Source organism: Azospirillum sp. UENF 211521 (assembly GCF_058780535.1).
In genome coordinates, this window is record NZ_JBSNCF010000002.1 from 211,040 (window position 1) to 236,517 (window position 25,478).

At 69.2% G+C, this 25,478-nt stretch carries 25 protein-coding genes and 1 tRNA gene; 17 read left to right on the forward strand and 9 right to left on the reverse strand.

Going from position 1 to position 25,478, the window contains the following annotated elements; translation table 11 throughout:
* The first annotated feature begins 8 nt into the window (after positions 1–8).
* Positions 9–1,583 carry an IS66 family transposase gene (gene tnpC, locus ACWPN5_RS17730; protein ID WP_492297991.1) on the forward strand — a complete coding sequence of 525 codons (1,575 nt, stop codon included), beginning with the start codon at positions 9–11 and terminating at the stop codon, positions 1,581–1,583.
* Between the two features lie 292 nt (positions 1,584–1,875).
* Entirely contained in the window at positions 1,876–2,142 is a 267-nt protein-coding gene (locus ACWPN5_RS17735) for a hypothetical protein (protein ID WP_492296584.1), read from the forward strand.
* A 519-nt stretch (positions 2,143–2,661) separates the two neighbouring features.
* Here ACWPN5_RS17735 and ACWPN5_RS17740 read toward each other — a convergent pair.
* The 5 genes from ACWPN5_RS17740 to ACWPN5_RS17760 all read right to left on the reverse strand — a co-directional run bounded on the left by ACWPN5_RS17740 (position 2,662) and on the right by ACWPN5_RS17760 (position 9,787).
* Positions 2,662–2,736 (reverse strand) — tRNA-Gln (locus tag ACWPN5_RS17740).
* A gap of 79 nt (positions 2,737–2,815) precedes the next feature.
* Positions 2,816–4,915: a hypothetical protein gene (locus tag ACWPN5_RS17745; RefSeq protein WP_492296586.1), complete on the reverse strand. Its 2,100-nt coding sequence runs from the start codon at positions 4,913–4,915 to the stop codon at positions 2,816–2,818.
* A complete protein-coding gene (locus tag ACWPN5_RS17750; RefSeq protein ID WP_492296588.1) occupies positions 4,912–7,662 on the reverse strand; it encodes a DUF4159 domain-containing protein in 2,751 nt (916 codons plus the stop codon). The genes ACWPN5_RS17745 and ACWPN5_RS17750 overlap by 4 nt, the downstream gene beginning before the upstream one ends.
* 168 nt (positions 7,663–7,830) lie before the next feature.
* On the reverse strand, positions 7,831–8,745 hold the full coding sequence (locus ACWPN5_RS17755) for a DUF58 domain-containing protein (protein ID WP_492296590.1): 915 nt from the start codon (positions 8,743–8,745) through the stop codon (positions 7,831–7,833).
* A 10-nt stretch (positions 8,746–8,755) separates the two neighbouring features.
* The gene (locus ACWPN5_RS17760) at positions 8,756–9,787 is read right to left on the reverse strand and encodes an AAA family ATPase (protein WP_200479883.1); all 1,032 of its coding nucleotides are present in this window, start codon (positions 9,785–9,787) and stop codon (positions 8,756–8,758) included.
* Between the two features lie 189 nt (positions 9,788–9,976).
* Between ACWPN5_RS17760 and ACWPN5_RS17765 the strand changes: the two genes are divergently transcribed.
* Genes ACWPN5_RS17765 through ACWPN5_RS17780 form a run of 4 tightly spaced genes read left to right on the forward strand, consistent with a single transcriptional unit; the run spans position 9,977 to position 12,859 of the window.
* A complete protein-coding gene (locus tag ACWPN5_RS17765) occupies positions 9,977–10,561 on the forward strand; it encodes a DUF1285 domain-containing protein (RefSeq protein ID WP_492296593.1) in 585 nt (194 codons plus the stop codon).
* Entirely contained in the window at positions 10,558–11,232 is a 675-nt protein-coding gene (locus tag ACWPN5_RS17770) for a CoA pyrophosphatase (RefSeq protein WP_492296595.1), read from the forward strand. The genes ACWPN5_RS17765 and ACWPN5_RS17770 overlap by 4 nt, the downstream gene beginning before the upstream one ends.
* 10 nt (positions 11,233–11,242) lie before the next feature.
* Positions 11,243–11,533, forward strand: a complete 291-nt coding sequence (locus ACWPN5_RS17775; RefSeq protein WP_200479881.1) for a DUF6111 family protein — start codon at positions 11,243–11,245, stop codon at positions 11,531–11,533.
* 42 nt (positions 11,534–11,575) lie between these two features.
* Entirely contained in the window at positions 11,576–12,859 is a 1,284-nt protein-coding gene (locus ACWPN5_RS17780; protein ID WP_200479880.1) for a CCA tRNA nucleotidyltransferase, read from the forward strand.
* A gap of 106 nt (positions 12,860–12,965) precedes the next feature.
* Here the strand turns inward: ACWPN5_RS17780 and hemF are convergent, their stop codons facing one another.
* Positions 12,966–13,853: an oxygen-dependent coproporphyrinogen oxidase gene (hemF, locus tag ACWPN5_RS17785; RefSeq protein ID WP_492296598.1), complete on the reverse strand. Its 888-nt coding sequence runs from the start codon at positions 13,851–13,853 to the stop codon at positions 12,966–12,968.
* A 20-nt stretch (positions 13,854–13,873) separates the two neighbouring features.
* On the reverse strand, positions 13,874–14,359 hold the full coding sequence (locus ACWPN5_RS17790; RefSeq protein ID WP_492296600.1) for a tRNA (cytidine(34)-2'-O)-methyltransferase: 486 nt from the start codon (positions 14,357–14,359) through the stop codon (positions 13,874–13,876).
* Positions 14,360–14,615: 256 nt separating this feature from the next.
* Between ACWPN5_RS17790 and petA the strand changes: the two genes are divergently transcribed.
* From petA to ACWPN5_RS17810, 4 genes are all read left to right on the forward strand, one after another.
* Positions 14,616–15,185: a ubiquinol-cytochrome c reductase iron-sulfur subunit gene (gene petA, locus ACWPN5_RS17795; RefSeq protein ID WP_145679343.1), complete on the forward strand. Its 570-nt coding sequence runs from the start codon at positions 14,616–14,618 to the stop codon at positions 15,183–15,185.
* Between the two features lie 29 nt (positions 15,186–15,214).
* Complete coding sequence (locus ACWPN5_RS17800; RefSeq protein ID WP_137105363.1) at positions 15,215–16,483, forward strand: cytochrome b; 1,269 nt, start codon at positions 15,215–15,217, stop codon at positions 16,481–16,483.
* A complete protein-coding gene (locus tag ACWPN5_RS17805; RefSeq protein ID WP_035676897.1) occupies positions 16,483–17,247 on the forward strand; it encodes a cytochrome c1 in 765 nt (254 codons plus the stop codon). The genes ACWPN5_RS17800 and ACWPN5_RS17805 overlap by 1 nt, the downstream gene beginning before the upstream one ends.
* Before the next feature lie 117 nt (positions 17,248–17,364).
* The gene (locus tag ACWPN5_RS17810; protein WP_145689806.1) at positions 17,365–17,916 is read left to right on the forward strand and encodes a DUF924 family protein; all 552 of its coding nucleotides are present in this window, start codon (positions 17,365–17,367) and stop codon (positions 17,914–17,916) included.
* Here ACWPN5_RS17810 and ACWPN5_RS17815 read toward each other — a convergent pair.
* Positions 17,891–18,445 carry a response regulator gene (locus tag ACWPN5_RS17815; protein WP_492296603.1) on the reverse strand — a complete coding sequence of 185 codons (555 nt, stop codon included), beginning with the start codon at positions 18,443–18,445 and terminating at the stop codon, positions 17,891–17,893. The genes ACWPN5_RS17810 and ACWPN5_RS17815 overlap by 26 nt on opposite strands.
* Before the next feature lie 181 nt (positions 18,446–18,626).
* Here ACWPN5_RS17815 and ACWPN5_RS17820 point away from each other — a divergent pair, with 181 nt between their 5' ends.
* Entirely contained in the window at positions 18,627–19,034 is a 408-nt protein-coding gene (locus tag ACWPN5_RS17820; RefSeq protein WP_247888861.1) for a DUF423 domain-containing protein, read from the forward strand.
* 17 nt (positions 19,035–19,051) lie between these two features.
* On the opposite strand, the gene ACWPN5_RS17825 is transcribed toward ACWPN5_RS17820, so the two are convergent.
* Complete coding sequence (locus ACWPN5_RS17825) at positions 19,052–19,411, reverse strand: ArsR/SmtB family transcription factor (RefSeq protein ID WP_145689808.1); 360 nt, start codon at positions 19,409–19,411, stop codon at positions 19,052–19,054.
* Positions 19,412–19,696: 285 nt separating this feature from the next.
* Here ACWPN5_RS17825 and ACWPN5_RS17830 point away from each other — a divergent pair, with 285 nt between their 5' ends.
* From ACWPN5_RS17830 to ACWPN5_RS17855, 6 genes are all read left to right on the forward strand, one after another.
* Positions 19,697–19,924 (forward strand): sulfurtransferase TusA family protein, encoded by a 228-nt coding sequence (locus ACWPN5_RS17830; protein WP_137105360.1) that lies wholly within the window; start codon positions 19,697–19,699, stop codon positions 19,922–19,924.
* A 167-nt stretch (positions 19,925–20,091) separates the two neighbouring features.
* Positions 20,092–21,021 (forward strand): histone deacetylase family protein, encoded by a 930-nt coding sequence (locus ACWPN5_RS17835; RefSeq protein ID WP_145689810.1) that lies wholly within the window; start codon positions 20,092–20,094, stop codon positions 21,019–21,021.
* A gap of 156 nt (positions 21,022–21,177) precedes the next feature.
* Positions 21,178–21,432: an exodeoxyribonuclease VII small subunit gene (locus ACWPN5_RS17840; RefSeq protein ID WP_040134280.1), complete on the forward strand. Its 255-nt coding sequence runs from the start codon at positions 21,178–21,180 to the stop codon at positions 21,430–21,432.
* A 25-nt stretch (positions 21,433–21,457) separates the two neighbouring features.
* Positions 21,458–22,324 (forward strand): polyprenyl synthetase family protein, encoded by an 867-nt coding sequence (locus ACWPN5_RS17845; RefSeq protein ID WP_051658404.1) that lies wholly within the window; start codon positions 21,458–21,460, stop codon positions 22,322–22,324.
* An 18-nt stretch (positions 22,325–22,342) separates the two neighbouring features.
* Complete coding sequence (gene dxs, locus ACWPN5_RS17850) at positions 22,343–24,259, forward strand: 1-deoxy-D-xylulose-5-phosphate synthase (protein WP_145689811.1); 1,917 nt, start codon at positions 22,343–22,345, stop codon at positions 24,257–24,259.
* A gap of 248 nt (positions 24,260–24,507) precedes the next feature.
* Complete coding sequence (locus ACWPN5_RS17855; RefSeq protein ID WP_492296605.1) at positions 24,508–25,416, forward strand: histidine kinase dimerization/phosphoacceptor domain -containing protein; 909 nt, start codon at positions 24,508–24,510, stop codon at positions 25,414–25,416.
* Positions 25,417–25,478 lie beyond the last annotated feature (62 nt).

Consider the following 25,478-nt stretch of genomic DNA (forward strand, 5'->3'; position numbering starts at 1 on the left):
TGGTGGACGTGACGACCGCGCCTGAAACCCTTCCCAGCGATCCGGACGAACTGCGTGCCCTGCTGTTGGCCGAACGGCTCCGGCATGCCGCGGAGTTGACGGCGGCCCGCTCCTCGGCCGAGGAGGAGATCGCCCGGCTGCGCCAGATCATCCGGGAATTGCAGCGCCATCGCTTCGGCCGCCGGGCCGAACCGCTCGATCCGGATCAGCTCGCCTTGGCCTTGGAGGACCTGGAGCAGACGCTGGCTGCCAAGGAGGCCGAGCCCACCGGCTGTGCTGCAGCCAAGCCGGCCCCTTCGCCGCTACGGCGTCGGATGAACCGCGGCAACCTGCCGACCGATCTGCCGCGCGAAGAGATCCTCATCGATGTCGCCGACAAGACCTGCCCGTGTTGTGGCGGCACGCTGCATCCCATCGGCGAGGATGTCTCGCAGCGTCTGGATCTCATCCCAGCCCGCTTCCGGGTGCTGGTGACCCGCCGGCCGAAATACGCCTGCCGCCAGTGCGAGGAGGGCGTCGTGCAAGCCCCGGCGCCGGCGCGCATCGTGGACGCCGGCATCCCCACCGAGGCGCTGATCGCCCACGTGCTGGTGTCCAAATTTGCCGATCACCTGCCGCTCTACCGCCAGGCTCAGATCTACGCGCGCCAGGGTGTCGATCTCGACCGCTCCACCCTGGCCGACTGGGTTGGGCGGGCGGCGTGGTACCTGCGGCCCCTGCACGACCGGCTGCTGGCCAACCTGAAAGCCTCGGGCAAGCTGTTCGCTGACGAGACGACGGCGCCCGTGCTCGACCCCGGACGGGGCAGCACGAAGACCGGCCAGCTCTGGGCCTACGCGCGCGACGATCGCCCCTGGAACGGACCGGAGCCGCCGGCGGTGGCCTACGTCTATGCTCCCGATCGCAAGGCGGAACGCCCCGTGATGCATCTGCAGGGGTTCACCGGCGTGCTCCAGGTCGACGGCTATGCCGGCTATCGCAAGCTGGCCGAGGGCGGAGCCGTGCGCCTCGCGTTCTGCTGGGCGCACGTCCGCCGCGGCTTCTATGATCTCCAGACCGGCGCCTCGGCACCGATCGCCAGCGAAGCCTTGCGGCGCATCGCCCAGCTGTACGCGGTGGAGGCCGAGCTCCGCAGCCGTGACGCCGAGGCGCGCCGCCGAGAGCGCCAGGCCCGCTCGACGCCGCTGATTGCCGAACTGAAGACGTGGCTGGAAAAGCAGCTGGCGACGGTGTCGCGCAAATCGACGTTGGCCGAGGCGATCCGCTATGCGCTCAGCCGCTGGGAGGGGCTGACGCTGTTCCTCGACGACGGCCGGGTGGAGATCGACAGCAACAGCGTGGAGCGCAGCATCCGCCCGCTGGCTCTCACGCGCAAGAATGCTCTGTTCGCCGGCAGCGACGGCGGCGGCGAGCACTGGGCGACCATCGCGTCGCTGGGGGAAACCTGCAAGCTCAGCGGTGTCGATCCGCAGGCCTGGTTCGCCGATGTCCTGACCAAACTCGCCAGCGGCCACCCGATCACCAAGCTCGATGAGCTGCTGCCCTGGGTCTATGCCCGGCAGGCGGAACCCGCCGTGGCCTGAGAACACCGCTTACGACTGGTTCCCGGATCGGCAATCACCAACACTTCCCTTCAGCATTCAGGCCTGCATAGGTTCGCCCAGGCTCTCGGGTGAGACAGGAGGGCGGGTGGCTTGGCCTGAAGCAAGGAGGAAAGTTGTTTCTCTGGGTGTCTTGCGGTCAAAAACTGTTTATATTCCCTCTGGGAACCCGCTTTGATGGCGCACTCTTTGGTGGGCGCATGCTTGAGTGTGTATTGCGATGGCACTCGCCGCCTAGCCGGCTGGGGTCGCCTCATGATTGAAGGGGGCATACATGTCGGAAGAGCATTCTGTGGATCAACCCTTGAAAGGAAAGCAATTTGATTGCTACGGAGAAGTGCTGTCTCTCCTGGATGATGAAATAAGAGAAAAATCTAAATGGGAAAGTAAGGACTGGAAGCGTGTTCAAGTAATCGGATGGGCGTCATTAATTTCAAGTTTTCTGTCAGTTATGCTGGTTTCTTCGGGGGAAGTTCAGGGTTTATTGAGGTTTTTTTGTTGCTGCGATAGCGGCTGTGCCGGCTCTCATGGTTGCAATTGAGAGTGGATTTAACTACACGACGAGGCATAAACTAAACGCAAAAGCTCATAGAGATCTTGTTAAATTAAGGTATAGATTAAAATCTGGAGATAGCCCGCACGTCATTTGGGGCGAAGCGCATGATTGCCTTCGTGACTATGATGATAAAATGCCGGTCGGCGTGGTGGTGCCGGGAGTCGGGACAACATTCAACGTACAGGCCCAAAAAGCCGCGGCCTCAAGCGCGGCTGCTCCAACGCAGCATTCCCCTTAGCGCGCAAACGCCGCCAAGCCAGACAGGAGCTTAGCGGCCCGGATCAAGTTTATCTCAGCGACAATCATCGCTCAAGCCGGAAGTCCGAGTCGTCTCACTAGAACAGAAAATGAACGCGGGGCCGTCGCCGTGTCGCATCCACGTTGCACGGAATTTTTGGCAAATCTTGTAAACCGTTGATTCCTCAGTGAATTGGTCTGCAACCCCTGCAACACAAAACCCCGCCGTTGGGTGGGGTTAAGCACCTGAATTCTCAGGAAATTAGTTGGCTGGGGCGCCAGGATTCGAACCTGGGAATGGCGGTACCAAAAACCGCTGCCTTACCGCTTGGCGACGCCCCAACCGAACGGCGCGATCAGCGCCGGAAGGGTCGGGACCATAAGCGGAAACCCGACCCGATTGCAACAGCTTCGTTGACCCTTACCGCCCCTCCCGACGCCACGCCATCAGCAGCGCGCCCAGCGCCAGCGCCAGCACCGCGGCCACCGGCAGCAACGGCACCTCGGACACCCCCGTCACCGTGAAATCGCCGTTGGCGCGCAGGCCGATCCAGTCGTTGCCGGTCTGCGCCCGGTCGGGGCGGGTGCGGCGCACGTCGATGCCGGGGCGCACGCCGCCCTCGGTGTCGGAAATCCAATGCACGCCGCCGCCGGTCTCCTCGGCGACGCCCGACAGGCGGTCGCCGGTGGAGCGCACGTCGGCCAGTTCCGGCGGGTTGACGGCGCCCACCACGGCCAGGGCGGTGCGCTCGCCGTCGGTGATGCGGTAGATGCCCGGCTCGCCGGCGACCACGGTGGCGCTGGCGCGGCCGGTGCGGTCCTCGGTCATCTCCAAAGTCCGGGTCTCGTCGGACGGGGTGGTGAGGGTGATGCTGCGCGGGTCGGGCTCCAGGGAGCGACGCTCCACCGTGATGCGGTTGCCGTCCACATGGGCGCGCAGGTCGTTCTCCTCCAGTTCCGGCTCCTTCATCAGCCAGTGGGCGAGACGGCGCAGAAGCTCGGCCTGCGGGCCGCCGCCCTCGAAGCCGCGGCTCCACAGCCACATCTGGTCGGACGCCAATTGCGCCACCCGGCCCTTGCCGACGCGGTCGAGGATCAGCAGCGGCCGGTCGTCGGCGCCGTTCATCACCACCGCGCCGTTGCCCGGCACGACCTCCACCTGATGGAACCAGCGGCCCCAGCTCGGCTCGCCGTCCGGGCGGTCGCCGGGCAGGCCGGCGGTCACCGGGTGGCGGCGGCCGACCTCCGTCACGGTCGGCTTGAAGGGGCGGTCGATGGCCTGTCCGGTCGGCTCCGCCGGCATCACCTGGCCCAGCGGCGTGCGGAACAGCGACAGCGGCGTGGCGTAGCCCTGGCCGGACGCCTCCAGCAGGGCGCCGCCCTTCTGCACGTACTCGGCTATGTTCTCCAGATACATCTGCGGCAGCACGCCGCGCCGGCGGTAGCGGTCGAAGATGATCAGGTCGAACTCGTCCAGCTTGATCTCGAAAAGCTCGCGGATCGGGAAGGCGATCAGCGACAGCTCGCGGATCGGCGTGCCGTCCTGCTTTTCCGGCGGGCGCAGGATGGTGAAGTGGACGAGATCGACCGACGGGTCGGCCTTCAGCAGGTTGCGCCACGTCCGCTCCCCGGCGTGCGGCTCGCCGGACACCAGCAGGACGCGCAGGCGGTCGCGCACCCCGTTCACCACCACGGCGGTGCGGTTGTTGGCGAGCGTCAGCTCCTGCCGCGCCGCCTCGACCTCCATCTCCAGCACGTTCTGGCCGCCGTGATTCACCGGCAGCTCCATGTGGAAGTCCTGGCCGACGGGCACGCGGATGGTGCGCGGCGGCCCGCCGTCCTGGCGCAGGGTCACCGCCGCGTCGGCCGACTGGCGGCGCGGCATGTCGTCGACCCGGATGGTCAGCTCCACCGGCTTGCCGACGAGGCCGTAGGCCGGCGCCTGGACGATGGCCAGACGGCGGTCGCCCTCGTCGCGGTTGCCGGTCAGCAGCGTGTGCACCGGGCCGATCTCGGCCAGCCGGGCGAGGTTCTCCGGGACGTCGTGGACCTGCCCGTCGGTGATCAGCACAGCCCCGGCCATGCGGCGGCGCGGCACGTCGGCCATGGCCCGGTTCAGCGCGTCGAACAGGTGCGTCTCGTTGATGGCGGAGGCGCCGGAGTCCGCGTCCCCGGCGCGGACCACCCGCAGCTCGAGATCGTCGAAGGCCTTCAGCCGCTCGGTCAGGCGCTCCAGTTCAGCCTCGGCGCGGGCGCGGCGGTCGCCGATGTTCTGGCTGGGCGAGGCGTCGAGCACGACCACCGCCACGTCCTTGATCGGCTCCCGCTTCTCCTGCACCAGCGACGGGTTGATCAGGGCGAGCGCCAGCACCGCCACCGCCAGAGCGCGCAGCCAGACGCCGCGCGCCCGGCGGACGACGGCCAGCGCCAGGATCGCCAGCGCCACCACGAACAGCGGCACCAGGAAAATCCAGGGCAGCAGCGGCGCCAGAGCGATGGAGGTTCCGTCAAGCAGGGTCACTGGCCGAGCCTCTCAAGGATCGCGGGCACATGGACCTGATCGGCCTTGTAGTTGCCGGTCAGCGCGTACATGACGAGGTTGACGCCGAAGCGGTAGGCCATCTCGCGCTGCCGCTCCCCTCCGGGGACGACGGCGTAGAGCGGTTGGCCGTTGCGGTTCGCCGCCCAGGCGGCGGCCCAGTCGTTGCCGCCGATCAGGACCGGGGACACGCCGTCGTTGGCGCGGCCCTCGCGCGCTTCGATCCACAGATTGCCGCCGTTGTAGCGGCCGGGGAAGTCGTTCAGCAGGTAGAAGGACTTGGTCAGCACATGGTCGGGCGGCACTAGGGCCAGCGGCGGGATGTCCAGCCCCTGCACCATGCCCTGGAGCGCCTGGTTGCCGCCGACTGCCCCCGCCGACTGGTCGCGCGTGTCGAACAGGATGGTGCCGCCGTTGCGCATGTACTCGTTCAGCCGGGCGCGGGCGTGGTCGCTCAGCGCGCGCTGCCCGCCGGACATCGGCCAGTAGAGCAGGGGGTAGAAGGCCAGTTCATCGGTTTCCGGATCGACGCCCACCGCCCCGGCGGCCTCCACCGCGGTGCGGCGGGTCAGCACGTCCACGAGGCTTTCCAGCCCGGCGCGCGAGGTGTCGTCCACCGCGCCGTTCCCGGTGCGCACATAGGCGAGGTAGGTCTCCGCCGTCACCTTGGTCGATTGCGCGTCGTCGGCACGGGCGGGGGACCAGGGCGTCGCGGCCATGGGGAGCGCCGCACCCAGCGTCAGCAGGACCGCCGCGGTGGCCCCGGCGCGGCGGCGCTTGCCGCCGAACCCCTTGCCGCCGAAGCGCCAGCCGCCGAGCAGGCCGCGCAGCATCAGGGCGATCAGCAGGTCGATCATGGCGAGCGACAGGGCGATGCCGAGCAGCGCCGGCTTCAGCGCCACCTCGCCCCGCGTGCCGTAGGGGCCGCGGGCGACGCCGCCGGGCATGGCGCCCAGCGGCTCGATCCGCGTCAGCGTGGCGGTCAGGTTCAGGGCGCGGCGGGACTCCTCCGTACCGTAAAAGCCCGGCGGGTGGCGCGGGCCGAGCACGTCGGCCCCGGCGTCCCCGGCGATGGGGAAGGCGGCGGCCGGCGGCGGCACCAGCCGGCCGAAGCCGTCCAGCACCTCCAGCGGCTCCAGCGTGCCGCCATGGGCGCCCCCGGCGACGCCGCCGCTCAGCGTCACCAGACGGCGCAGCATGTCGACGAACAGGCCGGACATCGGCAGGTTGGACCATTCCGGGCTGGCGGTGGTGTGGACGAGCACGATGTAGCCGTCTCCGCGCTTCTCCGAGGTGACCAGAGGGGTGCCGTCCTGGAGCCGCGCCCAGGTGCGGTCGGCGAGGTCCAGCGCCGGCTCGGCCAGCACCTGCCGCGAAACGGCGACGTCGTCGGGGATGTGCAGGCCGGCGAAGGGGCTGCGGCCGTCGAAGGGCTGGAGCTTCGCCGGCTCCGACCAGGACAGGGCGCCGCCCAGCGCCCGGTCGCCCAGCCGCAGGCGCACCGGGACCAGACGGTCGGGATTCTGGGCCAGCCGCGGCCCGGCGAAGCGCAGCAGCACGCCGCCCTTGCGCACCCAGTCCTCGATGGTCTGGGCCTCCTGCCCGGTCAGGGCGCCGATGTCCGACAGGACGAGCACGGCGAGGTCGCGCTTGAGAAGCTCGTCCGGCTCGCCGCGGCGCACCTCGTTGTAGGGGGCCAGCGCCCGTTCCAGATAGTGCAGGTCGGACAGCAGCGGCTGGTTCTCGCCGTTGGCGCGGCCCGAGGCCAGCCCGACCGGGCGGCGGCGCCAGCGCTCGTCGAGCAGGACGGTGGCCCCGGCGGTGGTGTCGTTCTCCACGCGCAGGCTGGCGGCGTCGTTGCGCAGCTCCGCCGGCACCTCGAAACGCACCTCGCGGGTGAGCTGCCCAGCGTCGAACGCGACGGGTTGGCGGGTCAGCAGGCGGCCGTCGGCCCCGGACAGGCGCACGGTGACGCTTTCCAGGCGGGAGGCGTCGGCGCGCACCACGCGGGCCGACAGGCCGGCGCCCTCCGACGACGGGGGAAGCAGCAGGTGGGGCGGCTTCTCAGCGGAATCGTCGAGGATCTCCAGGGAGCCCATGCGTTGCAGCGTCTCGGCGAGGCCGCGGGCGCTGCGGTCGCCGATGCCGTCCGACAGCCATACGGTGTGGGCGGAGCCCCGCGCGGCGAGCCCGCGGACCGCCTCCAGCGCGCCGGCGCGGTCGGTCGGCCAGGGGTGCGGCTCCAGCGCCTGGATCAGGCGGCGGGCTTCCGAGGCGGGCAGGAGCGGGCTGGCCTTCACCGGCTCGCCCCCGGCGGGCCGGGCGGTCGGCAGCAGGACGACGGGACGGTTCTGCCGCTCTGCCTGCGACACCAGCTCCTCCATGGCCGCGCGGCGGCTCGTCCAGTCGCGGCCCGACGCCCAGCCGTTGTCGATCAGGAGCAGCAGCGGTCCGCTGCCCGGCAGAGCGGCGCGCGGATTCAGCAGCGGCCCGGCCAAAGCCAGGATCAGTAGCGCGGCGACGATCAGGCGCAGGATCAGCAGCCACAGCGGGGTGCGGGCGGGAGTCTCCTCCCGCGCCGTCAGGTCGCGCAGCAGCCGGATGGCGGGAAAGCGCACAACCCGCGGGGCTGGCGGCGTGACGCGCAGCAGCCACCACAGCACCGGCAGGACGGCCAGGGCGGCCAGCACCCACGGAACGGCAAAGGCGATCGGTCCGAAACCCAGCATCGGCGTCTACGCTGTTGGAGGATGGGGAATGGAGTGCGAGGGCTTTGCCCCCTCCCTAACCCTCCCCCGCTTCGCAGGGGAGGGGATTTTGCGTACTGGCCCTCCCCTGCGAAGCGGGGGAGGGAGGAACCCGCGAAGCGGGAAGGTGGGGGCAATACTCCGCCCCACCTAAACCGCCTCGCGCGCCAGGGCGCCCCACAGCCCGAGCAGGGCGGTCTGGGGCGGCCGGTCGGTGCGGTGGACGGCGTAGGTCCAGCCGGCGGTGCGGGCGAGCGCGTTCAAGCCGTCCTGGTGGGCGCGCAGCCGCTCCAGGTAGGTCTCGCGCACCGCCTCGACCCGCGGGACCAGCAGTTCCTCCTCGCCCTCGAAGCCTTCGAACTCGACGCGGCCCTCGTAGGGCAGTGTCTCCTCCGCCGGGTCGAGGATCTGCAGCAGGTGGCCGCGCACGCCGCGTCCGGTGAGCGCCGCCACGGTGGCGTGGATCTCCGGCAGCGGCGACAGCAGGTCGCCGACCAGGACCACCTGGGCGTGGCGGGGCAGCGGTTCGGGCTGCGGCAGCGCGTCGGGGGAATGGGCGTTGCGCGGGTCGGTCATCTGCCCGGCCATGCGGTTCAGGGCGAACTTGCCATGGTCCGGGCGTTGGCCGGAGTTGAGCAGGCCGACCCGCTCGCCGCCGCGCACCAGCAGAACCGCGGTGGCGAGGGTCAGCAGGTCGGCGCGCTCCCGTTTCGTCGGCAGGCCGCTGACCGAGCGGTAGTCCATGGAGGGCGAGCGGTCGCGCCACAGCCAGACGGTCTGGGCGGCCTCCCACTCGTTCTCGCGCACATAGACGGGCTGGGTCTTGCCGGATTGCCGCCAGTCGATCATCTGCGGCGAGTCGCCGGGCTGGTAGCGGCGGAACTGCCAGAAGGTCTCACCCAGCCCGACGCGGCGCCGCCCGTGCACGCCCTGCGCCACCGTGGAGGCGACGCGCTCCGCCGCGACCAAGAGCGGCGGCAGGGTGGCGGCCAGCCCCTCCGCGCGCTGCTGCGCCCGCAGGGTGGTGGCGCCGAGGGCCCCACGGTCGGATGTCGAAGAGGCCATCGGCGGGTCCTTACGACAGCGGGGCGCAGAGGCGGTTGATGATGTCGTCCAGCGTGATCCCGTCCGCCCGCGCCGCGAAGTTCAGCGCCATGCGGTGGCGCAGCACGGGCTTCGCCAGGGCCACCACGTCGTCCAGCGACGGCGCCAGCCGCCCGTCCAGCACCGCGCGGGCGCGGGCGGCGAGCATCAGCGCTTGGCTGGCGCGCGGGCCGGGACCCCAGGCGACGTGGCGCTGCACCTCCGGCAGGTCGGTCGCCTCCGGACGGCCCCGCCGCACGAGGTCGAGGATGCCGTCGACGACGCCCTCACTGACCGGCACGCGGCGGACCAGCCGTTGCGCCACCTGGAGGTCGGCGGGGGAGAGCACCGTCACCGCCTGCTCGTCCAGTGAGCCGGTGGTGGCGATCATCATCCGCCGCTCGGCGTCGCGGTCCGGGTAATCGACGTCGATCTGCATCAGGAAGCGGTCGAGCTGGGCTTCCGGCAGCGGGTAAGTGCCCTCCTGCTCCAGCGGGTTCTGGGTGGCCAGCACGTGGAAGGGCTGGGGCAGGGCGTGGTACTGGCCGGCGACCGACACGCGCCGCTCCTGCATCGCCTGGAGCAGGGCGGACTGGGTGCGCGGGCTGGCGCGGTTGATCTCGTCGGCCATCAGGAGCTGGCTGAACACCGGCCCCGGAAGGAAGCGGAAGGAGCGGCGGCCCTGCTCGTTCTCCTCCAGCACCTCCGACCCCAGGATGTCGGCGGGCATCAGGTCGGGCGTGCACTGGATGCGCTTCTCGGCGAGGCCCAGCACGGTGCCCAGCGTCTCGACCAGCCGCGTCTTGGCGAGGCCCGGCACGCCGATCAGCAGCACGTGGCCGCCGGCCAGGAGCGTGATGAGGGTGAGGTCGACGACCTCCTGCTGGCCGAAGATGATCCGGCCGATGCGGTCGCGGACATGGGTCAGCCGGCCGCCCAGCGCCTCGATCTCCGCCATGAGCTGGTGCGGGTTCTCGCCGGCGGGAAAGCTCTGACTCGGGTTAGCGGCGTCGGTTGCGCTCACGTCTCTGCTCCCGTTAAGACCATGCACTCGGTGGGCAATCCTGTCCGCCCCATCATGACAGCGGGGGGTCGAAACAGCCATCGTGGCAAATCCGCCAGTCCGGACCTATGTGACGAGTATGGCGAAATTACGTTGCGCGGCCAGTTCCCTCTGTGCCCCTCAGGCCCGAAAAAGACGAGAAGGCTAGCGATGAAGGTCGGCAATGACGGGGCGAATGACAAGCGCCCAAATGATACGCGCTCCGGCGGAGCGAGTGGCGACAGCCTGCCCCCCGCGCTGCCCCTGACCGCGCGGGAACAGCGGTTCGACATCCGCATCGCCCGCGACGGCACCTGGTTCCATGAGGGCGACCCGATCCGGCGGATCGAACTGGTCAAGCTGTTCGCCACCGTCCTGCGGCGGGACGAGGCCGGCGACTTCTGGCTGGTCACCCCGGTCGAACGCGGGCGGATCGTTGTCGAGGACACGCCGTTCGTCGCCGTGGAAATGGCCGCAAGCGGACATGGAGACGAACAGGTCCTGTCATTCCGTACAAATTTAGACGAATGGGTTGAATGCGGCCCCAATCATCCAATTCGGGTCGTCCACAATCCTGAAAATGGCGAGCCGACGCCCTATATCCTCATAAGAAACGGGCTCGAAGCGCGAATTCTCCGGCCGGTCTACTACGAATTGGTGGACCGGGCCGATACGCGCGGCCATGATGGTGAGGCTGAGGTGGGGGTATGGAGCAAGAAGGTCTTCTTCGCGCTGGGCAGGCTGCTTGGCGGGTGAGTCTCGATGAGGTCCGCAAGCGCTTTCCGGGAAGCGCCGCCGCCGATCTGCGCCCGGTCAAGGTGCGCGGCGACCATGATCTGAATCCCGGTTTCGAGCCCTCGCAGGGCAAGCTGCGGGAGGCCGCCGTCCTGGTGCCGCTGGTCGACCGTCCGGAGGAGCTGACGGTCATCTTCACCCAGCGCACCGCCAACCTGACCGCCCATGCCGGGCAGATCAGCTTCCCCGGCGGGCGGATGGAGAGCGACGACCGCGACCCGGAGGACACCGCCCTGCGCGAGACCGAGGAGGAGATCGGGCTGGGGCGCGACCACATCGAGGTGCTGGGACGGCTCGACACCTATGTGACGCGCACCGGCTTCCGGGTGACTCCGGTGGTCGGGCTGGTGCGCCCGCCCTTCCAGGTGACTCCCGACCCGACCGAGGTGGCGGAGGTGTTCGAGGTGCCGCTGGCCGCCATCCTCGACCCGACCAACCCGCAGCGCCACAGCCGCGAGTTCCAGGGCGCCCAGCGCTATTTCTACGCCTTCCCCTACGAGCAGCGCTTCATCTGGGGGGCGACGGCGGGGATGCTGGTGAACCTCTGCGATGTCCTGCGCGCCGAAGGGCTGGGGTGCGACGGCCTGGGAAGCGATCGTCTGGGCGACGCGCCCGCCGGCGGCACACCGTAAGGCGGGCGCGGTGCTGCGGATCTTCCTGACGGTCATCCTGCCGCTGGTCCTGCCGACCGCCGGTTACGCCCTCTATGTGCTGGTCGTCGAGCGCCGCCGCCGCGAGGCGGAGGAGGCGCATGTCCCGGCGCCGTGGTGGGCGACGGCGCCCTGGCCCTGGCTGGTCTTCGCCGGGGTGGCGGCGATGGCGGTGACTCTGGGGTCCGTCGCGCTGACCAGCGGGGTGGCGCCGCACACGCCCTACACCCCGGCTCATGTCGAAGACGGGCGGGTGGTCGGCGGCGGGGCGTCTGGCAATTGAGCGTCTCTGGCAATTGAGTGCCTTGCGGGCTAGCCTGCCGCCATGACCGTCAACGCCCGCATCGCTCCCCAGCCCTGGATGACCGCGCCCGAGACGCGCGCCGTGTTCGACGCCCTGGCCGCCGGAGGGGCTGATGCGCGCTTCGTCGGCGGCTGCGTGCGCGATGCGTGGCTGGGCCGCAAGGTCAAGGACATCGACATCGCCACGCACGCGCCGCCGGAACGGGTGATGGCGCTGCTGAAGGCGGCGGGCATCGGCGCCATCCCCACCGGGATCGAGCACGGCACCATCACCGCCGTGGCCGGCAAGGCCCATTACGAGATCACCACGCTGCGCCGCGACGTGGAGACCTTCGGGCGCCACGCCCGCGTCGAGTTCACCGACGACTGGCGGGAGGACGCGGCCCGGCGCGACCTGACCATGAACGCGCTGAGCTGCACGCTGGACGGCTGCGTCTACGACCCCTTCGGGGGGCTGGCGGACATGGCCGCCGGGCGGGTGCGCTTCGTCGGCGACCCGCGCCAGCGCATCGAGGAGGACGTGCTGCGCCTGCTGCGCTTCTTCCGCTTCCACGCCCATTACGGGCGCGGCGCGCCGGATGAGGCGGCGCTGGCCGCTTGCGCGGAGATGGCCCCCCGCCTGCCCACTTTGTCCGGGGAACGGGTGCGGGGCGAGCTGTCCCGCCTGCTGGCGGCGCCCGACCCGGCGTCGGCCTGGGCGTTGATGATCCGGCTCGGCGTGATGGCGCACCTGTTGCCGGACGCGGTGCGCACCGCCCGGCTCGACGGTCTGGTGCGGCTGGAGCACGATCTGGACGAGCCGCCCGAGGCGGTGCGCCGCTTCGCCGCCGTGCTGGACGCCGATCGGGCGGGAGCGCTGGCCGTGGCGCAGACTTTGCGCCTGTCCAACGCCGACCGCGATCGCCTCGCCGCCCTGACCGAGCCGCCGATGGCGGTAGCTCCCTACGATGGTCCGGTGAAGCGGCGGCAGGCGCTCTACCGGCTGGGCGACGCCGGACTGTACCGCGATCTCGTGCTGCTGGCGGCGGTGGACGCTCCCGGCCCGATGACGCTCGACGCGGTGAAGGCGGCGCTGGCGACCGCCGAGGATCTGCCGTCTCTGGTCCTTCCCATCGCCGGGCGCGACCTGCTGGCCATGGGGATGCCGCGCGGCCCGGCGGTGGGCGCGTTGCTGAAGCAGGTCGAGGCGTGGTGGATCGCCGAGGACTTCCGGCCCGGACGGGACGAGTGTTTGGCGGAGGCAAAAAGGCGGTTGGGCAAACCCTCTCCCGCCCCGGGAGAGGGTGCCCGCGCAGCGGGCGGGTGAGGGTGCCGGCAAAGATCAACGCACTATTCTCGGCGGTACCCTCACCCTCCCGCCGCTTTGCGGCGGGTCCCTCCCTCTCCCGGGGCGGGAGAGGGGATTATAAAGGTTACGGCCACTTCACCTCGGGCGGCATGCTCATCAGGATGGCCTCGGTGTTGCCGCCGGTCTTCAGGCCGAAGGTCGTCCCGCGGTCGTAAAGCAGGTTGAACTCGACGTAGCGGCCGCGGCGGATCAGCTGGTGCTCGCGCTGCTCCGGGGTCCAGGGCCGGTTCATGTGGCGGCGGACGAGGGCGGGGAAGACCTCCAGGAAGGCCAGCCCGACGTCGCGGGTGAAGGCGAAGTCGGCCTCCCAGGTCCCGGAATCCAGATTGTCGTAGAAGATGCCGCCGACGCCGCGCGCCTCGCCCCGGTGCGGCAGGAAGAAGTAGCGGTCGCACCACTCCTTGTAACGCGCGTAGCAGGTCGGGTCGTGGCGGTCGCAGGCGTCGCGGAAGGCGGCGTGGAAGTCGGCGGTGTCCTGCTCGTCGGGCACCATCGGGGTCAGGTCGGCGCCGCCGCCGAACCAGCCGAGGCTGGTCACGATGTGGCGCGTGTTCATGTGGGTGGCCGGAACCAGGGGCGAGCGCATGTGCGCGACGAGGCTGATCCCCGACGCCCAGAACCGCCCGTCCTCCGCAGCACCGGGGATGTTGGCGCGGAACTCCGGGCTGAAGGTGCCATGCACCGTCGAGACGTTGACCCCCACCTTCTCGAACACGCGGCCGCGCATCACCGACATCACGCCGCCGCCGCCCTCGCCGCCGCCATGGTCGGGGCGCTGCCAGGGCTTGCGCTCGAAACGGCCCGCCGGCAGGTCGGCATGGGTGCCGGTCAGCTCGTCCTCGATCCGCTCGAACTCGGCGCAGATGCGGTCGCGCAGTTCGGCGAACCAAGCGCTGGCCTGGGCCTGACGGGCGGTTCTGATGTCCATGGCGTCGGTGGGGGAGGTGGTCATGGGCGGGCGTCCGGCGTCGGTCAGGGCGAAGGGTGGGGCAGGGGGGCGTGCAAGGGGCTCGGCCATGCGGCCGTCTGCCGCAGCGCTTCACCCAACACCATCGCGGCACTCAGCGCAACATTCAGCGACCGGGCAGGCGGCATCAGGGGGATGACCAGCCGGGCGTCGGCGGCCTCGTGCACCTCGTCGGGCACTCCGGCGCTCTCGCGACCGACCATGATCCGGTCGTCCGGGGCGAAGGCGAACTCGGTGTAGGGAACGGCGCCGCGGGTGGTCAGCAGCACCAGCCGCCCGGACTGCGGCAGTGCTTGGTAGGCCGCCCAGGAGCTGTGCCGGACCAAGGCCAGCTGGTCGATGTAGTCCATGCCGGCCCGCCGCAGCTTGCGGTCGTCCAGAACGAAGCCGCAGGGCTCGATCAAGTCCAGCGGCACCCCGAGTCCCGCCGCCAGACGCATCAGAGTCCCGGCGTTCTGGGGAATGTCCGGTTCGAAGAGAACGAGGCGCATGAAATTCCCTTTTGGTTCAGCGAAGTCTAATGGTGCACCGCAAAGCGCGACAAGTTGTCCCGATGACAAAACCTTTTCAAGGCGTTGCCGCGACTGTATACCGCACCCCGGATACCCGGGACATACAACCCCGGTCGACGCGGCGCGCACCCACCCACCCAGTGAGCGGACATGCCCGTCAAGTCGTGATAAACACTGGTCCACGTGTCATAGGGCGCTTCGGCGCGCCGCGTATGCCTTGAGGAGATTAACGCTTATGGCTCAGACCACGCATCCGCCCGGGACGGGTGGCCACGCGGCCTCCGGCGGCGAGGGGGCTTCCCGCCGTGATTTTCTCTACCTCGCCACCGGTGCCGTGGGTGCCATTGGTGTCGCGTCGGCCGTCTGGCCGTTCATCGACAGCATGAACCCGGCCGCCGACACCCTCGCGCTGGCTTCGATCGACGTGGATCTGGCCCCGGTCCAGGAAGGCCAGGCGATCACCGTCACCTGGCGCGGCAAGCCGGTCTTCGTCCGCCACCGCACCGCGAAGGAGATCGAGGAGGCCCGCACCGTCAACCTCGGCGACCTGCGCGACCCGGCCGCCGACGACGCCCGCGTGAAGAAGCCGGAATGGCTGATCGTCGTCGGCATCTGTACGCACTTGGGCTGCGTGCCGCTGGGCCAGAAGCCGACCGATCCGCGCGGCGACTACGACGGCTGGTTCTGCCCGTGCCACGGCTCGCACTACGACACCGCAGGGCGCATCCGCAAGGGTCCCGCCCCGGCCAACCTCGTCGTTCCGCAGTACGCTTTCACGAGCGACACCGCGGTCCGGCTCGGCTAAGCGGCCCTTAAGGTTCTGGAGACCCCAAGATGGCTCAGGCTCACGCCCCCCAGTTCAAAAACCCCGTCGTGAAGTGGATCGACAGCCGCCTGCCGATCTTCACGATGCTGGACCATGAGTACAACCAGTATCCGATGCCCCGGAACGTCAACTATCTGTGGGCGTTCGGTGCCATCGCCGGCATCATGCTGGTCATCATGATCGCCACCGGCCTCGTGCTGGCGATGCAGTATGCGGCCAACACGCACATCGCCTTCGAGTCGGTCGAGCGCATCATGCGCGACGTCAACTACGGCTGGCTGCTGCGCTACGTCCACGCCAACGGCGCGTCGATGTTCTTCATCGCCGTCTACATCCACATGTTCCGCGGTCTCTACTACGGCTCCTACAAGGCGCCGCGCGAGATCCTGTGGATCCTCGGCGTGTTCATCCTGCTGGCCATGATGGCGACCGCCTTCATGGGCTACGTGCTGCCGTGGGGCCAGATGAGCTTCTGGGGCGCCACCGTCATCACGAACCTGTTCTCGGCCTTCCCGCTGGTCGGCGACCCGATCGTGACCTGGCTGTGGGGCGGCTTCTCGGTCGACAACCCGACGCTGAACCGCTTCTTCGCGCTGCACTTCCTGCTGCCGTTCGTGCTGCTGGGTCTGGTCGTCCTCCACACCGCCGCCCTGCACGTCTCCGGCTCCAACAACCCGCTGGGCATCGACGCCAAGGGCCCGCAGGACACCGTGCCGTTCAACCCGTACGTCACGGTCAAGGACGGCTTCGCGGTCGTCGTGTTCCTGATCTTCTACGCGGGCTTCGTCTTCTTCGCCCCGAACTACCTCGGCCACCCGGACAACTACATCCCGGCCAACCCGCTGGTCACCCCGGCGCACATCGTTCCGGAATGGTACTTCCTGCCGTTCTACGCGATCCTGCGCGCGATCCCGGACAAGCTGGGCGGCGTGCTCGCCATGTTCGGCGCCATCGCGGTGCTGGCGGCCCTGCCGTGGCTCGACACCTCCAAGGTGCGCAGCTGCAAGTTCCGTCCGATCTACCGCCAGTTCTTCTGGATCCTGGCCATCGACGCCCTGGTTCTGGGCTACGCCGGCGCGATGCCCGCGGAAGGCGTGTGGCTGCTGGTCGCCCGCATCGGCACGGCCTACTACTTCTTCCACTTCCTGATCCTGCTGCCGCTGCTGGGCAAGCTGGAGCGTCCGCTGCCGCTCCCCGCCAGCATCTGCGAACCGGTTCTGAAGGGCGGTGGCCGCGTTGCCGCCGGCGCCCACGCCAAGCCCATGGAGAAGGCATAATGCGCTCTCTGAAGTCTGCCATCCTCTCCGCGGCCGTCGCCCTGGGTCTGGCCGGCGCCGCGCAGGCGTCGGAAGCGGTGCACATTCCCAAGCAGGAGTGGTCGCACAGCGGCGTGTTCGGCACCATCGACAAGGCCTCGGCGCAGCGCGGCTTCCAGATCTACAAGGAAGTCTGCTCGACCTGCCACTCGGCCAAGCTGGTCCCGATCCGCACGCTCGCCGGCATCGGCTTCAACGAGGACGAGCTGAAGGCGATCGCCGCCGGCTATGAGGTCCAGGCCGGTCCGAACGACGCGGGCGAGATGTTCATGCGTCCGGGCATCCCGGCCGACCGCTTCCCGTCGCCGTTCCCCAACGACAACGCCGCCCGCGCCGCCAACAACGGCGCCCTGCCGCCGGACCTGTCGCTGATGGCGAAGGCCCGCGTCGGCGGCGAGGACTACCTCTACGCCTTCCTGACCGGCTTCGAGGAGAACCCGCCGGAAGGCGTGACCCTGATGCCGGGCATGAACTACAACAAGTACTTCCCGGGCCATCAGGTGGGCATGCCCAACATCCTGATGCCGGACGGCGTGACCTACGCCGACGGCACCCCGGCGACGGTGCAGCAGCAGGCCCACGACATCAGCACCTTCCTGACCTTCATCGCCGAGCCGCACATGGATGCGCGCAAGCAGATGGGCGTGAAGGTGATCCTGTTCCTGATCGTGCTGGCCGGCCTGATGTACGCCACCAAGCGCAAGCTGTGGAGCACCCTGCACTGAGCCGTGTCCCGGCCCGGTGTGGATGATTGAAGACTGGACAGGGCGCCTTCGGGCGCCCTGTTCTTTTGTGGCCGAGGCTTTTACCGACGACCCCATTTCCAGGCGAAGGTGGTGCAGATGACCGACAGTCTGATCGACGAGATCGTGGATTTCTGGTTCGACGAGGCGACGAAGCCCTACTGGTTCCGCCAGTCCGACAGCTTCGACCGGGCGGTGCGCGACACGCTGCTTCCCCATCACGAGGCGGCGGCGGCGGGCCGCTACGATCACTGGCTGGAGGATGTGGACGGTTGCCTGGCTCTTTGCGTCCTGCTGGACCAGGTGCCGCGCAACGTCTTCCGCGGTTCCCCGCGGGCCTTCGCGACCGACGGCAAGGCGCTGGCGGTGGCCCGCCACGTGGTGGAGCAGGGCTACGACCTGGAATGCAGCGGGGACGAGCGGATCTTCCTTTACCTGCCGTTCGAGCATCAGGAGGACATGGATTGCCAGGATCTGTCCTGCACCCTGTTCCGGGAGCGGGTCGGCGATCCGGAGGTCGTGGATTACGCCGAGCGCCACCGCGCGGTCATCGCGCGCTTCGGCCGCTTCCCGCACCGCAACGCCGCGCTTGGCCGCGCGACGACGCCGGAGGAGGAGGCGTTTCTCAAGGAACCAGGCTCGTCCTTCTGACGGCCCCGCCATCCTGGACCCGCGGCTCCAGCCAGCGCTTCAGCGCGGCCAGCAGCTCGGGACGGCGCACGGGCTTGGGCACATAGTCGTTCATGCCGGCGGACACGCAGCGCTCGCGGTCCTCGGCGAAGCCGTGGGCGGTGACCGCGATGATCGGCACTCCGGCGCGGGGGCCGGTCAGCGCCCGGATCGCCCGGGTCGCGGCGATGCCATCCACCTCGGGCATGGCGACGTCCATCAGCACGGCGTCGTAGGGCGTTTCCGCCGTGGCGACGGTGGCGATGGCCTCCGCCCCGCCGTCGGCGGTGTCCACGGTGAAGCCGGCCTTGCGCATCAGCGCCGCCGTCAGCAGCCGGTTGGTCGGGCTGTCGTCCACCACCAGCAGGTGGCCGCCGTGCGCCATGGCCCAGGCGATCAGCCGGTCCTCCGCGGGCGAAAGCCGCAAGGACGAGGAGCCCGACGCGGCGCTCGGTGCCGGCCCGGTGTCGGAGGACTCGTCCGACGGTCGGTGCAAAATGGTGTGGTCCACGACGAGCCTTTGGCATTTTGCAATTCAATTTGCGCCGGACCGCCGCAGACTCTCGGTTTCCCGAGGGGATAAGATGGCCGGCAGGCTCAACCAAGCAAGCAACGGGCCAGTTGGTTACGAGATCGAACTTTTCCCGCCACCCGCGATCGGGGGGACGCGGGAACGCCAGCGTGGAGAAGGTATGATGGGATTGGTTGATCGGCTCTGGGTGGCGTTCGCGGCCCTGAACGGTGCGGTTGCGGTGGGTGCCGGCGCTTATGCCAGCCACGGGCTGGCCGGCGATCCGCGCGCGCAGGAGCTGTTCCGGCTGGCCGGACAGTATCAGATGTGGCACGCGCTGGCCCTGGTCGCCCTGGTCGCTCTGCTGCGCACCGCCGACGGCCCGGCGCGCCTGGCGCTGCGCCTGTCGGGTTGGCTGTTCGTGGCGGGAATCCTGCTCTTCAGCGGAACGCTCTACGCGACCGCCACCAGCGGCCCGCTGCCCTTCGCCATGACCGCCCCGACCGGCGGCAGCGCCTTCATCGTGGGCTGGCTGGTGCTGGCCCTGGCGGTTCTGCTGTTCGGGCGGCGCTTCCTCGGGCGGGTCTGAAACGAGAAGGGCGGCGCTCAGGCCGGGGCGCTGCTCGTTTCCTCGGCGGAGGTCGGCGACCCCTCGTCCTTCTTGCGGGTGACGGGTGCGCAGAACAGCTCATGGAGAGTCGCCATGATGGTCTGCGCTTCGTGACCGTTCAGTGAATAGTAGATGTTCTGGGCGGCGCGGCGCGTCCGCACCAGCTTGTCGCGGCGCAGGCGCGCCAGATGCTGGGACAGGGCCGATTGGCTGAGGTCGACCAACTCCTCCAACTCGCCGACCGACTTCTCGCCTTCGGTCAGGTAGCACAGGATGAGCAGGCGGCGCTCGTTGCTCATGGCTTTGAGCAGCGTGCTGGCCCGCCGTGCGTTGCTCTGCAGATCGGCAATGTTCATGAAACGACCGTTTCTGTCGGCGCCAAGCAACAGCGAACCGTTGCGCCCAACCCTTGCGCCGCAGCACCGCCGTTTATCGTTCGTGTTCAATCATATGGAAGAGTGTACCGCGCTGTCTACCCGTGGATGTCCCGTAGTCGAAAGAATGTTCCCCGTTCCGTGAAATCACCGTTCGTCGGGTTGGCGACCTTCAACGGGTTGAAGCCGCGCGCGCCGCCGTTCTAGACTCGCCGCCTCGAATCGTTGCGGCGGTGCCCAAAGGCGCCCAAAGGAGTGCAAGGAACGATGGCCGACCAGACGCTCGACGCCAAGGGGCTGCAATGCCCGTTGCCGGTGCTGCGCGCGCGCAAGGCGCTGAAGACGGTGCCGCCCGGATCGACGCTGACCGTCGAGGCGACCGACCCCAGCGCGCCCAAGGATTTCGCCGCCTTCTGCGAAGCCACCGGCAACCGGCTGGCCTCCAGCGTGGAGGAGGGGGGCGTCTACCGCTTCGTGATCGAACGCTGCGCCTGACGTCGCGCAAAGAGGACACGCCTGCACGCCCGCCGCGAAAAAGGGGTGGAGACGGCGGTTGGGGGATGTGACGATAAGCCCCGCAATCATCCTGTACTTTCATTAGCGATCCGGGAAGAATGGGTGCAGGGAAATGCCTCGAACACGAACGAAAAAGACAGAAAAGCATGTTCACCACCCTGTTCACCCACGCCGCCTGCCTGGACCACGACACAGGGCTGGGCCATCCGGAGTGCGCCGACCGGCTTCGTGCGGTTCTGGCGGCTCTTGAGACCGAAGAATTCTACATGCTCGAACGGCAGGAGGCGCCGCTCGCCACCCTTGAGCAGCTGTCGCGCGCACACCCGCGGGAACATGTCGAGCGCATCCTCGCCCTGGTGCCGGAGCTGGAGCATGCGGGAATCGACGCGGACACGGTGATGTCCCCCGGTTCGGGCGAGGCCGCGCTGCGCGCCGCCGGCGCGGTGGTCGCGGCGGTGGACGCGGTGGCGTCGGGCCATTCGCGCAACGCCTTCTGCGCCGTGCGCCCGCCGGGGCATCACGCCGAATACGAAAAGGCCATGGGCTTCTGTCTGTTCAACAACGCTGCGGTCGGTGCCTATCACGCGCGGGCGGCGCACGGGCTGCAGCGGGTGGCGGTGATGGATTTCGACGTCCACCACGGCAACGGCACGCAGGACATCTTCCAGCGCGACCCGGACCTGCTCTACTGCTCGACCCATCAGTCGCCGCTCTATCCCGGCACGGGCGACGCGGGGGAGAAGGGCGAGTATGGCAACTGCGTCAACGCGCCGCTCGCCGCCATGTCCGGCTCGCCGGAGTTCCGGCACGCGATGACCCACATCATCCTGCCGGCCATCGACCATTTCAAACCGGACCTGCTGATCATCTCCGCCGGGTTCGACGCCCATTCGCGCGACCCGCTGGCCGGGCTTCACCTGACCGACGACGACTTCGCCTGGGCCACGCGCAAGCTGGGCGATCTGGCCCGCACCCATTGCGGGGCGCGCATCGTGTCGGTGCTGGAGGGCGGTTACAACCTGCGCGCCCTGGCCACGGCCACCGCGGCGCACGTGCGCGAATTGATGTATTGCTGAGCTTTCTGATTCTCTCGGCCGATTCTTCCGGCTAGGCCCGTGGTGGGAGCGTGATACGCCCGCCGCGGGCCTTGCGCATTTGGGGGCTGAGCCATAATTTCGGTTTTCGGTCCCATCGCGGGCACCCCATCGTATGGATCATTCGCCGGATGGATCATGGCTGACGCAGCTCACATACCCCCCGACATCGCCGCCCTCAGCTTCGAGGACGCGCTGGCCGAGCTTGAGCGCATCGTGCGCCAGCTCGAGGACGGGCGCGGCAAGCTCGACGACGCGATCTCCTCCTACGAGCGCGGTACTGCGCTGAAGCGGCATTGCGAGGCGAAGCTGCGCGAGGCCCAGGCCAAGATCGACCGCATCACCGTTGCCGCCGACGGCACCCTCGGCACCGAACCCGCCCGGATCGACTGACGTGCAGACCGACCTCAAGACAGCCATGGCCGACATGGCCGCCGATGTGGAGCGTGCGATCCTGCACCTCCTGCCGACGACCGACCTTCCCGAATCGCGTGTGCTGGAGGCGATGCGCTACGGCTGCCTGAACGGCGGCAAGCGTCTGCGCCCCTTCCTGGTGTGCCAGTCCGCGGCGCTGTTCGGCGTCAACCCGGACTGCGCGCTGCGCGTCGCCGTGGCGGTGGAGTTCGTCCACAGCTACTCGCTGGTCCACGACGACCTGCCGGCGATGGACGACGGCGATCTGCGCCGCGGACAGCCGACCGTGCACCGCAAGTTCGACGAGGCGACGGCGATCCTGGCCGGCGACGGGCTGCTGACCTACGCCTTCGAGGTGCTGGCCGACCCGGCGACCCACGAAGACCCGAACGTGCGCTGCCAGCTCGTGGCGGCGCTGGCCAAGGCGGCCGGGCCGCACGGCATGGTCGGCGGCCAGATGCTCGACCTGATCGCCGAGCATGAGACCTTCGACCTCGGCACGACGACGCGGCTCCAGCGCATGAAGACCGGCGACATGATCGCCTTTTCCTGCGAGGCCGGCGGCATCCTGGGCAAGGCCCCGCCGCCGCAGCGCCTTGCGCTGCGCGCCTACGCCCACGACCTCGGGCTGGCCTTCCAGATCGTCGACGACCTGCTGGACATCGAGGGGACGGAAGCCGAGACCGGCAAGTCGGTCGGTCGCGACGCGCAGGCCGGAAAGGCGACCTTCGTGTCCATCCTCGGGCAGGACCGTGCCCGCTCGCAGGCCGCCATGCTGGCCGTCCAGGCCAAGGCGCACCTGGAGATCTTCGACGGGCGCGCCGATATCCTCAAAGCGGTCGCCGACTTCGTCGTCGCGCGGCGGACCTGAACGGAGGACGTTTCCAACGTGACCCTCAACGACAAGACGCCGCTTCTCGACCTCGTCCGCACCCCCGCCGACCTGCGCGCGCTCAAGCCCGAGCAGCTCCGGCAGGTGGCCGACGAGCTGCGGACCGAGACCATCAGCGCGGTGTCGGTGACCGGCGGTCATCTGGGCGCCGGGCTGGGGGTGGTCGAGCTGACCGTCGCCCTGCATTACGTGTTCCAGACCCCGGCCGACCGGCTGATCTGGGACGTCGGGCATCAGTGCTACCCGCACAAGATCCTGACCGGGCGCCGCGACCGCATCCGCACCCTGCGCACCGGCGGCGGCCTGTCGGGCTTCACCAACCGGTCGGAGAGCGAGTACGACCCGTTCGGTGCCGGCCACAGCTCCACCTCCATCTCGGCGGGGCTGGGCATGGCGGTGGCCCGCGACCAGCTGGGCCGCGACAACCATGTGGTCGCCGTGATCGGCGACGGCGCGATGAGCGCCGGCATGGCCTACGAGGCGATGAACAACGCCGGCTCGGCGAACAGCAAGCTGATCGTCATCCTCAACGACAACGACATGTCCATCGCGCCGCCGGTCGGCGCGATGAGCGCGTACCTGTCGCGGCTGATCTCGTCGAAGCCCTATCTCAGCCTGCGCCATCTGGCCAAGGACATCGCGGAGCAGCTGCCGCGTCCGCTGCGCACGGCGGCGCGCCGGGCGGAGGAATACGCCCGCGGCATGGTCACCGGCGGCACGCTGTTCGAGGAGATGGGGTTCTACTACATCGGCCCGATCGACGGGCACAATCTGGACCACCTGCTGCCGGTCCTGCAGAACGTGCGCGACGCCGACGACCATAAGCCGGTCCTGATCCACGTCGTCACCAAGAAGGGCAAGGGCTACGGCCCCGCCGAGGCTTCGGCCGACAAGCTGCACGCGGTCGCCAAGTTCGACGTCGTCACCGGCGCCCAGTCCAAGCCCAAGTCCAACGCCCCGACTTACACCCGCGTCTTCGCCAACGCCCTGATCGCCGAGGCGGAGCGCGACCCCAGCGTGCTCGGCATCACCGCGGCCATGCCCTCGGGCACCGGGCTCGACCTGTTCGGGCAGCGCTTTCCCGACCGCTGCTTCGACGTCGGCATCGCCGAGCAGCACGCGGTGACCTTCGCCGCCGGGCTGGCGACCGAGGGCTTCAAGCCCTTCTGCGCGATCTATTCGACCTTCCTGCAGCGCGCCTACGACCAGGTGGTGCACGACGTGGTGCTGCAGCGCCTGCCGGTGCGTTTCGCACTCGACCGCGCCGGTCTGGTCGGGGCGGACGGGGCGACCCACGCGGGGGCCTTCGACGTGGCTTATCTCGGCTGCCTGCCCGACATCGTGCTGATGGCGGCGGCGGACGAGCTGGAGCTGATGCACATGGTTGCGACCAGCGCCGCCATCGACGACCGCGCCTCGGCGCTGCGCTACCCGCGCGGCGAGGGGGTGGGGCTGGAGCTGCCGGAGCGCGGCGAGGTTCTGCCCATCGGCAAGGGCCGCATCCTCCAGGAAGGCACCAAGGTCGCGATCCTCAGCTACGGCACGCGTCTGGCCGAGGCGCGCAAGGCGGCGGCGGAACTGGGTGCCCGCGGCCTGTCGACGACGGTGGCCGACGCGCGCTTCGCCAAGCCGCTGGACGAGGAGTTGGTGCGCCGTCTGGCGCTGGAGCATGAGGTGCTGATCACCATCGAGGAGGGCTCGGTCGGCGGCTTCGGCAGCTTCGTGCTGCAGCATCTGGCGATGGCCGGCCTGCTGGACGGCGGGCTGAAGATCCGCCCGATGGTCCTGCCCGATCGCTTCCTCGACCATGACAGCCCGGCGAAGCAGTATGAGGACGCCGGTCTCGCCGCGCGCCACATCGTCGCCACGGCGCTGCAGGCGCTGGGGATCGAGGCAACGGCGGTGCGGGCCTGAGTCCGTAGGAAAAGCGTCGCCGCCCGGCCCTGAATCCAACCCTGGACGAAGGAGCTAATGCCATTAGCCTAAGGTTGGGCGAGGCGCTTTCTCTGGTGCGGATGGGACCGCTGTCTTACAATTCGAAAACAATAGATAATTAACGTATCCGGCGGGACTGGGTGTTGTCGAACATGCCTCAGGTGTTTGCAGCGGGTGCTGGGCGCGCATCCGACGAAAACGGCGCTTCGGCTCAGGATGGTCCGGGGATGTTCCGGTCCATCGTTGAGTCGTCTTCAACGCCGACCGCCGTGATCGACGGAGCGTCCTTGCGTTGTCTTTACGCCAACGCCACCATGCGCGCCCTGGGTCTGGAAAAAGGGCATCCGCTGGCGGACCGCTTCCCGGAGGCCACCGCCGAGCGCGTCGCCGAGGCGCAGGGCAGCGGCGAGACCGTTCGCCTGCGGATCACCGGGCCGGACGAGGTGTGCTGGAACCTGGATCTGGCCGCGCTCGACGGCGGGCCGTCTCTGCTGGCCACGCTGCGTCCCGCGGAGTCAGAATTGACCGAGACTGCCCACCACCACGCGCGGGAGGTCAGCCACCGGGTCAAGAACACGCTCCAGCTCGTCTCCAGCCTGCTGACGCTCCAGACCCTGTCGGCCAAGGACCCGGACATGCGCCGCGCCTTCCAGGAGGCGTGCAGCCGCATCGGCACGGTGACCCAGGCGCACCAGCGCGTCCACGCCGCCGCCCGCGGCAGCCTCGTCGATTTCGGGGCCTATCTGAACGACGCCTGCCGGGAGATGGAAAGCCACTTCGCCGTGGGCGGGCCGGAGCGCCGCATCGCCGTGACGGTGCAGACGGCGATGCTGCCGGTGGACACCGTGATCCCGCTCGCCCTCATCGTCAACGAGCTGCTCGGCAACGCCACCAAATACGCCTATGCGGCGGGCAGCCCGGGGGAGATCGAGGTCAGCCTCGTGCCGCGTGAGGAGGGAGGGCGGCGCCTGACCGTCGCCGACCACGGGCGCGGCCTGCCGCCGGGATTCGAGGTCGCGCGGGCCGACTCGCTGGGCATGAAGGTGGCGCGGGCCTTCGCCGGCCAGCTGAAGGGAAAGCTGCGCGCGGAGCCGAACGGCCCGGGCACGCGCTTCGTCCTCGACCTGCCTTTCTGACCGTCCGCCGCCGTTGACGGCTCATCGCCTCTTGCCGAACGCCGCGTCCTGCGCCATGCATC

Bases quoted from the DNA above. Each gene is read 5' to 3' on its own strand.
- petA (WP_145679343.1), top strand. From the start codon at position 14,616: ATGGCTCAGACCACGCATCCGCCCGGGACGGGTGGCCACGCGGCCTCC.
- ACWPN5_RS17805 (WP_035676897.1), top strand. From the start codon at position 16,483: ATGCGCTCTCTGAAGTCTGCCATCCTCTCCGCGGCCGTCGCCCTGGGT.
- ACWPN5_RS17790 (WP_492296600.1), bottom strand. From the start codon at position 14,359: ATGCGCCTCGTTCTCTTCGAACCGGACATTCCCCAGAACGCCGGGACT.
- hemF (WP_492296598.1), bottom strand. From the start codon at position 13,853: ATGACCACCTCCCCCACCGACGCCATGGACATCAGAACCGCCCGTCAG.
- ACWPN5_RS17800 (WP_137105363.1), top strand. From the start codon at position 15,215: ATGGCTCAGGCTCACGCCCCCCAGTTCAAAAACCCCGTCGTGAAGTGG.
- ACWPN5_RS17825 (WP_145689808.1), bottom strand. From the start codon at position 19,411: ATGAACATTGCCGATCTGCAGAGCAACGCACGGCGGGCCAGCACGCTG.
- ACWPN5_RS17755 (WP_492296590.1), bottom strand. From the start codon at position 8,745: ATGGCCTCTTCGACATCCGACCGTGGGGCCCTCGGCGCCACCACCCTG.
- ACWPN5_RS17840 (WP_040134280.1), top strand. From the start codon at position 21,178: ATGGCTGACGCAGCTCACATACCCCCCGACATCGCCGCCCTCAGCTTC.
- ACWPN5_RS17835 (WP_145689810.1), top strand. From the start codon at position 20,092: ATGTTCACCACCCTGTTCACCCACGCCGCCTGCCTGGACCACGACACA.
- ACWPN5_RS17830 (WP_137105360.1), top strand. From the start codon at position 19,697: ATGGCCGACCAGACGCTCGACGCCAAGGGGCTGCAATGCCCGTTGCCG.
- ACWPN5_RS17780 (WP_200479880.1), top strand. From the start codon at position 11,576: ATGACCGTCAACGCCCGCATCGCTCCCCAGCCCTGGATGACCGCGCCC.
- ACWPN5_RS17750 (WP_492296588.1), bottom strand. From the start codon at position 7,662: ATGCTGGGTTTCGGACCGATCGCCTTTGCCGTTCCGTGGGTGCTGGCC.
- ACWPN5_RS17855 (WP_492296605.1), top strand. From the start codon at position 24,508: ATGTTCCGGTCCATCGTTGAGTCGTCTTCAACGCCGACCGCCGTGATC.
- ACWPN5_RS17820 (WP_247888861.1), top strand. From the start codon at position 18,627: ATGATGGGATTGGTTGATCGGCTCTGGGTGGCGTTCGCGGCCCTGAAC.
- ACWPN5_RS17735 (WP_492296584.1), top strand. From the start codon at position 1,876: ATGTCGGAAGAGCATTCTGTGGATCAACCCTTGAAAGGAAAGCAATTT.
- ACWPN5_RS17810 (WP_145689806.1), top strand. From the start codon at position 17,365: ATGACCGACAGTCTGATCGACGAGATCGTGGATTTCTGGTTCGACGAG.
- ACWPN5_RS17765 (WP_492296593.1), top strand. From the start codon at position 9,977: ATGAAGGTCGGCAATGACGGGGCGAATGACAAGCGCCCAAATGATACG.
- ACWPN5_RS17845 (WP_051658404.1), top strand. From the start codon at position 21,458: ATGGCCGACATGGCCGCCGATGTGGAGCGTGCGATCCTGCACCTCCTG.